The sequence below is a fragment of the Lysinibacillus sp. FW301-JW8 genome, from assembly GCF_058788755.1.
Genome location: NZ_JBYTBB010000027.1, coordinates 54,965 through 65,184 on the forward strand (window position 1 = coordinate 54,965; position 10,220 = coordinate 65,184).

The 10,220-nt window shown below is 36.0% G+C and carries 9 protein-coding genes; 8 read left to right on the forward strand and 1 reads right to left on the reverse strand.

The features are described from left to right. Nucleotides 1–41: 41 nt before the first annotated feature. The gene (locus AC3WOM_RS12690; protein WP_492447140.1) at nucleotides 42–671 is read right to left on the reverse strand and encodes a YczE/YyaS/YitT family protein; all 630 of its coding nucleotides are present in this window, start codon (nucleotides 669–671) and stop codon (nucleotides 42–44) included. Between the two features lie 113 nt (nucleotides 672–784). Here AC3WOM_RS12690 and AC3WOM_RS12695 point away from each other — a divergent pair, with 113 nt between their 5' ends. The 8 genes from AC3WOM_RS12695 to AC3WOM_RS12730 all read left to right on the forward strand — a co-directional run bounded on the left by AC3WOM_RS12695 (nucleotide 785) and on the right by AC3WOM_RS12730 (nucleotide 9,933). Then, complete coding sequence (locus AC3WOM_RS12695) at nucleotides 785–1,237, forward strand: MarR family winged helix-turn-helix transcriptional regulator (RefSeq protein ID WP_492447141.1); 453 nt, start codon at nucleotides 785–787, stop codon at nucleotides 1,235–1,237. 183 nt (nucleotides 1,238–1,420) lie between these two features. Next, on the forward strand, nucleotides 1,421–1,939 hold the full coding sequence (paiA, locus tag AC3WOM_RS12700; protein ID WP_492447142.1) for a spermidine/spermine N(1)-acetyltransferase: 519 nt from the start codon (nucleotides 1,421–1,423) through the stop codon (nucleotides 1,937–1,939). Between the two features lie 612 nt (nucleotides 1,940–2,551). Next, nucleotides 2,552–3,184: a hypothetical protein gene (locus tag AC3WOM_RS12705; protein WP_427545811.1), complete on the forward strand. Its 633-nt coding sequence runs from the start codon at nucleotides 2,552–2,554 to the stop codon at nucleotides 3,182–3,184. A 278-nt stretch (nucleotides 3,185–3,462) separates the two neighbouring features. After that, entirely contained in the window at nucleotides 3,463–4,737 is a 1,275-nt protein-coding gene (locus AC3WOM_RS12710) for an NtaA/DmoA family FMN-dependent monooxygenase (RefSeq protein WP_492447143.1), read from the forward strand. Between the two features lie 166 nt (nucleotides 4,738–4,903). Continuing rightward, nucleotides 4,904–5,590, forward strand: a complete 687-nt coding sequence (locus AC3WOM_RS12715; RefSeq protein WP_492447144.1) for a response regulator transcription factor — start codon at nucleotides 4,904–4,906, stop codon at nucleotides 5,588–5,590. Next, on the forward strand, nucleotides 5,590–6,627 hold the full coding sequence (locus AC3WOM_RS12720) for a sensor histidine kinase (protein WP_492447145.1): 1,038 nt from the start codon (nucleotides 5,590–5,592) through the stop codon (nucleotides 6,625–6,627). The genes AC3WOM_RS12715 and AC3WOM_RS12720 overlap by 1 nt, the downstream gene beginning before the upstream one ends. A gap of 94 nt (nucleotides 6,628–6,721) precedes the next feature. Continuing rightward, nucleotides 6,722–7,417 (forward strand): ABC transporter ATP-binding protein, encoded by a 696-nt coding sequence (locus tag AC3WOM_RS12725; RefSeq protein WP_492447146.1) that lies wholly within the window; start codon nucleotides 6,722–6,724, stop codon nucleotides 7,415–7,417. Then, nucleotides 7,414–9,933, forward strand: a complete 2,520-nt coding sequence (locus tag AC3WOM_RS12730; RefSeq protein WP_492447147.1) for an ABC transporter permease — start codon at nucleotides 7,414–7,416, stop codon at nucleotides 9,931–9,933. The genes AC3WOM_RS12725 and AC3WOM_RS12730 overlap by 4 nt, the downstream gene beginning before the upstream one ends. The last annotated feature ends 287 nt before the right edge of the window (nucleotides 9,934–10,220 follow it).

The following is a 10,220-nucleotide window of genomic DNA, read 5'->3' on the forward strand; positions in this document are numbered from 1 at the left end:
AAATCATGCCAAATAGAGATTTCGAAACCATTTTGAACTATCTATTCATTATGGTCAGTTGGTAATGTACTAGAGTAACTGAATATATGCTCTAAAGCTTTTTTAGTAACAGGCATAAAATAATTTAGTATTAGTCCCCCAAAACAAACAGTTAATAAAGTTCCAACACCGATTGGTCCATGAAAAATTATTGCCATTATCAAGAATACAAGGTAAATGAATGTCCTTGCAAAAAATATATTTGTTCTAGTTAATTTTTGTATGATGAATGTTAATCGGTCAACGGGGGTGGGGGCAAAATTTGTGTGTAAATAGGTTGCCGTTCCTAATCCAATAACTACTAATCCGATACCAAAACAAACAACTTTGCTGTACCATAATTCAGGTGTAACTAAATTGTGCGATAAGAACAGCCACATATCAATACCTATTCCAGTGATCAAAGCTGTTAGTAAGCCCAAAATTTCCGGCCTATGTTTTTGTAAAAGTGAATTACAACCTATTAATATTAAAGCTATTATTACTTCCCAGCTACCTACTGTAAGTCCTACACTTTTGGACAGACCTACTAATAGGGCATCAAAAGGTGAAGTACCTAATTCTGATTGTATTGTCAAAGAAATCCCGAGGGTTAATAGTAAAATTCCTGCTACATAAAAGATATATTTCATAGTGCTCTACCTCTTTATTTTTATTTTTTTATTGTAAATACAACAAAAACAGGTTATATTAAATATATTCCTTTTTTATTGTATTTACAACAAAAAGTATGAGGAGATAAGTGATGAAAGAAATTCTACGAGAGATTGGAATGATTGCTAGGGCATTAGATTCTATAAGTAATATAGAATTTAAGGAATTCGACCTTACAAAAGGACAATATTTGTACCTTGTTCGAATATGTGAGAACCCAGGAATCATTCAAGAAAAGTTAGCTGAGATGATTAAAGTAGACCGAACAACTGCAGCGCGATCAATTAAACAGCTTGAAGTTCATGGTTTTATTGAAAAGAAAGATGATGAACATAATAAAAAAATAAAAAAACTCTTTCCAACAGATAAGGGGAAACAAGTATTCCCATTTATAAAAAGGGAAAATGATCATTCGAATCGAGTCGCATTAGCGGGACTTTCTGAAGGTGAAGCAGAAACCCTTTTTCATCTACTTGAAAGAGTTAGAAAAAATATAGAAATAGATTGGGAATTTGTAAAAAAGGGGAACAAGAGAAATTATTGATTTTCTCTTTATTCAGCAACTGTTTTTTGTATCGAAAGCATAGCGGCAAAAACACCTACTGAATGAAGATAAAGCCTCCAGCGGTTGTCACGGATTTTCAAAGGAAGGAATTGTACGGGCACAATTCAAAATCCGAACGCAATTACACTAAGGCGAAATTGATCTATAGGAGCTGACCATAAAATGACTATAATAATAAATAAGTGCAATCATCAAAATCTACAATTACTTCAAGAAATAAGTATTGAAACATTCAATGATACATTTAAAGATCAAAATTCAGCCGTAAATATGAAGGCTTATTTGGAAAGTGCCTTTAACCTTAAACAATTAGAAAAAGAATTGTCTATAATTTCTTCAAATTTCTTTTTCATCTATTACAATGAAGAGCCTGCTGGATATTTAAAGATAAATATAAACGATGCCCAATCCGAAAAAATGGGTGACGAGTCACTAGAAATTGAAAGGATTTATATAAGAAATAAATTTCAAGGCAAAGGACTTGGAAAATATTTAATCAATAAGGCGATAGAACTGGCAAACGAACAAAGTAAAAAGATTATCTGGCTAGGAGTTTGGGAAAAGAATGACAATGCCATTGGCTTTTATAAAAAGTTGGGTTTTGTCCAAACTGGCGCACATTCTTTTTATATGGGAGATGAGGAGCAGATTGATATCATAATGTCCAAAACACTGAAATAACTTCTAGAAAGTACATTTTTTGTTGTCCAGTTGCTTAATAGCTAGCGACAATTCAGAACTTCAAATATTTAGAAGCATGCTTTCTTTAAGGCATGCTTTTCTTTATTGTTCCATTAAATGCTGGCTTATCAAACAATGAAGTCAAATAAGAAGTTCTATGATTAATGATTTTCGTAAATATTGATGCTAGGGAGGCCATTTAATATTTATAGTATTACAGTAAGATTATGCTTAATGCGCTACCTTCCTTCACAATCGAAAAGATGGTGTTTTCACTCTCATAACCTTCAACAATTATTTTTCTTAAAATGGTGAAAATAATAATGAATTTTTAGAGGTGTTAAAAAGCCTTTTTTAAGCTATTATTTGATGACTGTTTTTTTCGAACTATTTTAAGTGTTTGTAAAATAATGGGACTTTGTATGTTGACTACAATACAAATATGTAGTAATGTATGTACTATAACAAATAAATACATATTATGGTAATAAATATATTTATTTGTAAAATAAGAACAATTTATAGTAATTCTACAATTTGTACGAAAATAGAAATGAAGTTAATTTGAAGTAATTAGTAGGACTAACATCAATTGAAATGGAGGAATAGTTGATGAAAGTATCGCTTAATTCCTTTGGAAGTTTGGGAATGGTTTCTACATTCCAAGCGCAGCAACAACAAAACTCATTTAACACTGAAATAGATAAAGCGGATTCTAAACTAGAAAAAATTGAAGCATCTCGTGAAAAATATGCGGAATTTGTGCAATCTTGTAATGCTATTTATCAGGAGGCGACACCTACGCAGATTGTTGATAAACAAACAAATTCCATCAATATTACTAACGGTGTGTACTATCATTTAGGCTCAGTCAATGGCAAACCTCTTAATGGCACGGCTTTGACTGGTGGTGGCTTTAATTCTAATTTTAGTCCTATGTTTCAAAGCTCAGCACCTGGGACAGGGCTAACACCTGAACAGGCAGCCGCACTTAAAAGGCATCGCTCTTATTCACAAGCTGAACGTCAAGAAGCAAATGAACTTGTGGCTGTCTTTATGAGCCTCTCTCGGTTAGCGGAAGGAAAAAAATCTGTGGATAGTATGAATGATGATGCTATGTTTATGCAACATTTCCCAAAATTCGCAAAAGGGATAGGGCTTGATTTAAGTCAACCGTTTACCATCAATGGTAAATCGTTTACTTATTCACAAGGAACATTGCAAATGATAGATACGGAAGAATAACCAAAAGTATCGGAAGGTATTCCATTGAAATTAATAGTAGATGAGTATTATATGGAAATACGGCAATAGGTTTCAGCTTTACGCTAGGATAAATTTTAGGAGAAGTTTATCATCTAGCAAATATATAATGATTTATAAGAGCTTTACTACGTTCGTGTAGTAGGGCTTTTTTCTTGCACACATAGGAATAGCTAATGTCTCGCTTACATTTATTGCATTCTATGAACATATTATATAAGATGGTAATGATAATCATTTTCAATTAAAGGAGAGGGTTAATGATGACGAAAAGACATCTTGTAATTGGCATGCATCTTGCTGTACATGGTGAGCAAGGGAAGAAAGGCACGTTAATCGATGAGCATATAGCATTTGCAAAGCGTGCAGAGGCAGCAAAATTAGATTTTGTATTTAAGGCTGATTACTTAATAGCTCATCCAGAGTTAATTGCTAAAATGAAAGGGACAGTAGGGCTAGATCCTAGTTTTTTATTGGCGATGGTGGCAAGAGAAACGAAGCAAATCGGTTTAGTAACGACCGTATCAACATCATTCATACCACCTTATTTGATTGCACGTCAATTGCAATCCTTGAATTGGATAAGTGAGGGGCGTGTGGGGTGGAATCTTGTCACATCGATCGATGGTGCGTATAATTTTAGCAATGATTTGATGCCTACCTCTGAGGAGCGATATGCAAAGGCAGCAGAATGTAAGGAAGTTGTGGAGCAGCTTTGGCACAGTAATCCTTTTGAAGCATTAGAGGCTGATGGCGACTTAGAGAAAATTAAGGAGCTTGTAAAGCCAATCGATTATGAGGGAGCGTTTTTCCAGATTAAAGGTCCATTAAATATACCGATGCATCCAGCAGGAGATATTCCGTTATTCCAGGCTGGTGCATCTGATTCAGGGCGTCAATTTGCTGCAACAGTATCGAATGCAATTTTTGCTGCTACGCCTGTGATGGAAGTGGGGATTGAGCTACGTAACGATTTACGAAAGCGTGCTATTGAGGTAGGACGTTCGGCAGATGATATTCGTTTATTGCCAGGGCTATATTTCTTTATTGGTGATACATATGAAGAGGCATTAGAAATGCACCGTCAAGCACATGCACATTTAACACTTGACCGTCGTTATAGTGCTTTAGAATCTGTTATTGGTATGAATATTCGCCATTTAGCGTTACAGGATTATGTGACAGCAGAGCTGCTGCCGCCAGAGGATCAAAAGGTACGTAGTAAAACACATGCTCAGCTTGTGCGCCGTTATATTAAAGAGAATAAACCGACAGTAGCCGAATTATTAGCACGTCCAGAGGTAATTGGCTCTGCACATCTTGTAGCAATTGGTACACCACAGGATATTGTAGAGCAAATTGTCACATTTTATGAGAAAGGGGCATTAGATGGCTTTATTGCTGTGCCAGGTGGACCTGCAAAATCTTTAGATTTATTCTTTAACGATGTTATACCGGCGCTAGTGGAGCTTGGGTTATTCCGTGCTGAGTATGAAGGAAATACATTGCGCTCACACTTAGGTTTAGATATTTAATTTGTTAAATATGATGAAGGGCAAAGCGAAAACACTGCTTTGCTCTTTTTTTAACGATAATTGTAAATCAGTAATCAGTAGTAGATGATAGTATAATTAATGCAAGTTAAGAGTTATATAAGTCCACTTTATTGTATTTTGTAATAATTTGAAAGGTGATGATGAAGTGAAAACATTACTGATTGTTGAGGATGATATGACGTTAAATAAAGGAATTAAGTTAACTTTAACACAGGATCAAATAACCATCCTACAGGCCTATGATATTGCCAATGCAGAAAAAATTTTACAAGAAGCAACTATTGATTTAATAATACTTGATATTAACTTACCAGATGGAAGCGGGCTAGATTTTTGTGAACGAATTCGTCAGAAATCACAGGTCCCCATTATTTTTTTAACTGCTAATGATTTAGAAATTGATATTGTTACTGGCTTTGAGCTTGGAGGAGATGATTATATTACCAAACCATTTAGTTTAATGGTTTTCCGTGCACGAGTGATGGCCATTCTTCGCCGAATAGATGCAGATCGTTTGGATAAAATCTTAATTGACAATCATTTTACATTTGATTTTGGCAAAATGGAATTCCGCAAAGGTAAGGATTCCATTATACTAAGCCGAACTGAGCAAAGGCTGTTAAGGGTACTTATTACCAATCGCGGGAATATTCTAACGAGGGAACAATTAATGGAGAAGGTTTGGGGACAAGAGGCAGCTTTTGTTGACGAAAATGCGCTAACTGTTTCTGTTAAAAGATTGCGAGGAAAGATTGAGGATGACCCTTCAAATCCCAAGTTTATTCAAACTGTATATGGACTTGGTTATACTTGGTCTGGAGAGCAGCAATAATGAAAGAGCATCTAAATGAACAGAAGCTTAAGCAATTTTATGGGCAATATATCGTAGTATTACTCCTTGTATTAGTAGTTTATATACTTGGAGTGCTCCTTATTACAAATTGGAATGACACTATCATCTGGTTATCTATTGGTTTTGTTATTATTTTGTTGCTTATTGGGCGTTTATTTCTTGTACAGCTTCATGCAAAAGTATCTCAAGTCATTCATACGGTGGATGCTATTGTAGAGGGGGCTATGTCGGGTCATCCACGCATTACAGGATATGAAGAAACAACACTTTCATCATTAGAACACAAAGTTATTCGTTATGTTGAGATGGCTCAAGCGATGGAGCACAAGCAACAGGAGGAGCAACGTAAAATAAACACGCTTATCTCTGATATTTCTCATCAAACGAAAACACCACTTGCTAATATCATTTTATATAGTCAATTATTGGAGGAAAGGCTTGAATCAGGTGATATGCTACACTCAATCGTTGAACAAATTAGCGCTCAATCAGAGAAGCTTGATTGGCTTATTCAATCATTGATAAAAATGTCGCGACTTGAAGCAGGAATTATCAGAATTCAAGCAGAAGTTCAACCAATCTATCCAACGATCTATAAGGCAGTGGCTCAAATAAAAGAGGCTGCAACTGCAAAAAACATATTAATAGATGTTCATTGCTCGCCTGCTATACAGGCAAAGCATGATTCGAAATGGACTTGTGAAGCAGTCATTAATATTCTGGAAAATGCGGTGAAATATAGTCCGAATGCTGGTCAAATAAAGATTGCTGTTTATGAAGGTGAAATGTTTACTCGTCTGGATATAGCGGATACGGGAATTGGCATTGCAGAGCATGAATTAAATCTTGTATTCCAACGATTTTATCGATGTGCGAAAACAGCGCAATATGAAGGAGTGGGAATTGGCTTATACTTGGCTAGAGAAATAATCGTTTCTCAGGGCGGATATATGAAAGCTACATCTCAATTGAACGAGGGATCTGTATTTTCCTTATTTCTACCAGCATCATCATGAAATGTGTCAACACTGTTATATTTAAGTCATTTGGTGGTTATAGTCATTTGCTACAGTAAAATTGTACAAATGATTGGTGAAGGAGATGAACAAGTTGACCATTGTAAACGTAGTGAACCTAAAGAAATATTACGGTGAGGGAGATACAATTGTTAAAGCCTTAGATGGTGTTTCGCTAGAGGTTAAGAAGGGCGAATTTGTAGCCATTGTTGGTACAAGTGGTAGTGGAAAAAGTACATTGCTTCATATGCTAGGTGGATTAGATCGCGCCAGTGAGGGGCGTGTTGTCATTGATGAGCATGACATATTTAGCATGGATGATGAGCAGTTAACTGTCTTTCGCCGCCGTGCCGTAGGATTTATATTTCAGCATTATAATTTAATTCCAATTTTGAATGTCTATGAAAATATCATTTTACCTATTGAGTTGGATGGGGCAAGGGTTGATGAGACTTATATTCAAGAAATTTTGGAGGCTCTTGGTATAGAGCATAAAATGTACAGTTTACCATCAAATTTATCGGGTGGACAGCAACAGCGAGTGGCCATTGCCCGAGCATTAGCCACAAAGCCTTCTATTATTTTAGCGGATGAACCCACTGGTAATTTAGATAGTAAAACAAGTCAGGAAGTACTTATTTTAATGAAGCAATTAAGTGATCGATTCAATCAAACAATGATTATGATTACACATAATGATGAGATTGCTCAGTTGGCGGACCGTGTGATTCGAATTGAGGATGGAACAATAGTTAGTAAGGCCTTGCACCATCAAGGTGATAAAGCATGATTAGACTTCAAAATCGTCAGGCAGTGCTTCGAATTGCCAAGAACAGTATGAACGCTCATAAAAAACGAAATATACTTATTATCAGTGCTATTATTTTAACCACACTACTGATAACTGCTGTATTTACAACTGGCTTTAGTATTAATCAAACAATCGAACGGACCTATATGAAAACCGTAGGCAGTGATTTCCATGGGGTATTCAAATATCTTACACCACAAGAGGCCGAGCAATTATCCAAACATCCTACGATACGTAAATATGGAAAATCCGTTTCGGTTGGAGAAATTGTTGACGAACAATTAAAGGGATATTCTGTTGAACTAAAGCAAATAGATCAGCAGATTGTCAATAATGGCTTTATAAAATTTCAGGCAGGCGGCTTGCCAAAGACTGAACAAGATATTGTGTTAAATACTTGGACACTCGATTTACTGAATATACCACATAAGCTTGGCGAGAAAGTCCGGCTTCAAATCAATGTGAACGAACAGATTGTGACAAAGGATTTTCAGGTAGCAGGATTTTACGAGGCTGATCAATATATTGCTATGGCAGGGCTAGGTTATGTTTCGGAAGCGTTTGTAGAAGGAAATCTCTCGCATATTGATCCAGTAGAAACGAGAAAAACAGGAACTTATACAAATAATGTGAATTTAAATGTTATGTTGAATAATTCCTGGAATATCGAAGAAAAGCTACTTAAGATCATGGAAGAAACAGGTGTAAAAACTGTATATGGTGTTAATTGGGCTTATACAGCGGTTTCCCTATCTGAAAATCTAGCATCGTTTATACCATTTTTAGCACTCATCATTATCACAATGTTAAGTGGGTATTTGTTAATCTATAATATTTTTTATATTTCTGTTATACGAGATATACGCTTTTACGGTTTGTTAAAAACCATAGGCACAACACCAAAGCAGCTGAAAAAACTCATTACTTTTCAGGCAAATCGACTATATGTAATAGCTTTGCCTATTGGTCTTGCACTCGGCTATGGGGTAGGAATGTGGTTATCCCCAATGATGATGTCCATCTCGAATATAGAAGAGGAGATTGTCTACTCTGCACACCCCACGATTTTTCTAGGCGCCGCGCTTTTTTCATATTTAACAGTGCGAATTGCAGCTAGTAAACCAGGTCGATTAGCATCTAAAATTTCCCCAATTGAAGCAGTGAAATATTCAGGAATGACAATGGCAGGAAAGAAAAAAGTAAAAACATCGACACAGGGAGCTAGACTTCCTAAAATGGCGTTACGCAATTTATTCCGACAAAAGAAAAAGCTTGTCCTGATGCTTTCCTCCCTTTCATTAAGTATTCTGTTATTTAGTATTATATATATTGTTATTTCATCCATAAACATCAATACATATGTCAATTCTTTTATTGCTGGAGATTTTGTTATAACTGAAAGTACCTCAAGTAGTGCACAAGAGACTACCGAAAATGATAATGGCTTAACAGAGGAGATAGGGCAAACATTAGAGTCAATAGACGGTGTGCAGCGTGCAGATCGTGTTTATCTACAAGAGAGTTCTATTGCAATTGATGATACTATTCAAACCGTTTTACAACCAATCGCAGAACAGGAGAATGCAGACGAGCCTATCTATCGTACAATTTTAAATCAGGGCAAGGTTTGGAGCGACCTATATGGAATCAGTGAAGGCTGGTTTAATTTGATAGGTAAGCAAGACATTGTGGCAGGAACATTGGATAGAGAAAAATTTGCTTCTGGAAAGTATATCATCATTACAGAAGGTTATTTGGGCAATCAACATCAGAGTTACTATCAGCCAGGTGATGTTGTGACACTAACGGAGCAGGGAGAAAGCTATGAGGTGCTAGCTGTACTAACATTGGATGCCATATATGCTGCCGGTAATAAAACATATACACCGGCTGGATTTAAAATTTATATGCCTACAGAGGAAATGAAGAAGCTAGCAAAGGCTGCAAAACTCCTATCCATCACATTACAAGTTGATGAACATAAGAAAGAACAGGTGGAACACACTTTACAATCAATAACTAAAGCTTCTCCTGATTTAGTAATAAAATCAAGAGATGACTACAAAGCAGAATTAAATGGCTTTATCCGAGTTTTTGAAACAATTGGTTACAGTTTAAGTTTTATTATTGCCTTTATCGGAATATTGAATTATGTGAATACAATGCTAACAAGCGTGCTTACACGACGCAATGAATTTGCTGTGATGGAAAGCATCGGGATGACAAAGAGACAAGTTAAAAAATTACTACTCTTTGAAGGTATCATTAGTATTCTTCTAACAGGTGGGCTGATGTGTACGATAGGAATGATTGTTATTTACTTTGCTGCCAAAGGATTAACGGATCAAATTGATTTTACAGAATTTGAAATGACTATTTGGCCGACCTTTTTAGCACTTATTATGCTATTGATTTTGTCAATAATAGTTACGCTAATTGCCTATTGGTCTCTGTCAAAAAAGACCATAGTTGAGCGATTACGTGAAGTAGAATAATGTTAACTTCTTTCAGCAGAAGTCTCCCACCTCTATATGTGGTGAGATGAATGCAGGTTTAAGTTGCTTTTCAGCGGGTGTCCAAACATCCGCTGAAAGAAGTTAAAGCCTCTGCCGGATGTCGCAGAATCGGAAAGGAGTGCTTTGTGCAAGCACAAAGCCGATTCCAGACGCAATTATGCCGAGGCATAATTTATAGTGTTGAAAAATTAAATGGTCAAGGGACTCTTTGTGAACACTACTAAGTCAAATGAAGGTGATTTCCGTTCCAGGCTACTCGCTTTGCC

Excerpts from the sequence above, each read along its gene's own strand:
- AC3WOM_RS12690 (WP_492447140.1), bottom strand. The coding sequence starts at position 671 with ATGAAATATATCTTTTATGTAGCAGGAATTTTACTATTAACCCTCGGG.
- AC3WOM_RS12695 (WP_492447141.1), top strand. The coding sequence starts at position 785 with ATGAAAGAAATTCTACGAGAGATTGGAATGATTGCTAGGGCATTAGAT.
- paiA (WP_492447142.1), top strand. The coding sequence starts at position 1,421 with ATGACTATAATAATAAATAAGTGCAATCATCAAAATCTACAATTACTT.
- AC3WOM_RS12705 (WP_427545811.1), top strand. The coding sequence starts at position 2,552 with ATGAAAGTATCGCTTAATTCCTTTGGAAGTTTGGGAATGGTTTCTACA.
- AC3WOM_RS12710 (WP_492447143.1), top strand. The coding sequence starts at position 3,463 with ATGATGACGAAAAGACATCTTGTAATTGGCATGCATCTTGCTGTACAT.
- AC3WOM_RS12720 (WP_492447145.1), top strand. The coding sequence starts at position 5,590 with ATGAAAGAGCATCTAAATGAACAGAAGCTTAAGCAATTTTATGGGCAA.
- AC3WOM_RS12730 (WP_492447147.1), top strand. The coding sequence starts at position 7,414 with ATGATTAGACTTCAAAATCGTCAGGCAGTGCTTCGAATTGCCAAGAAC.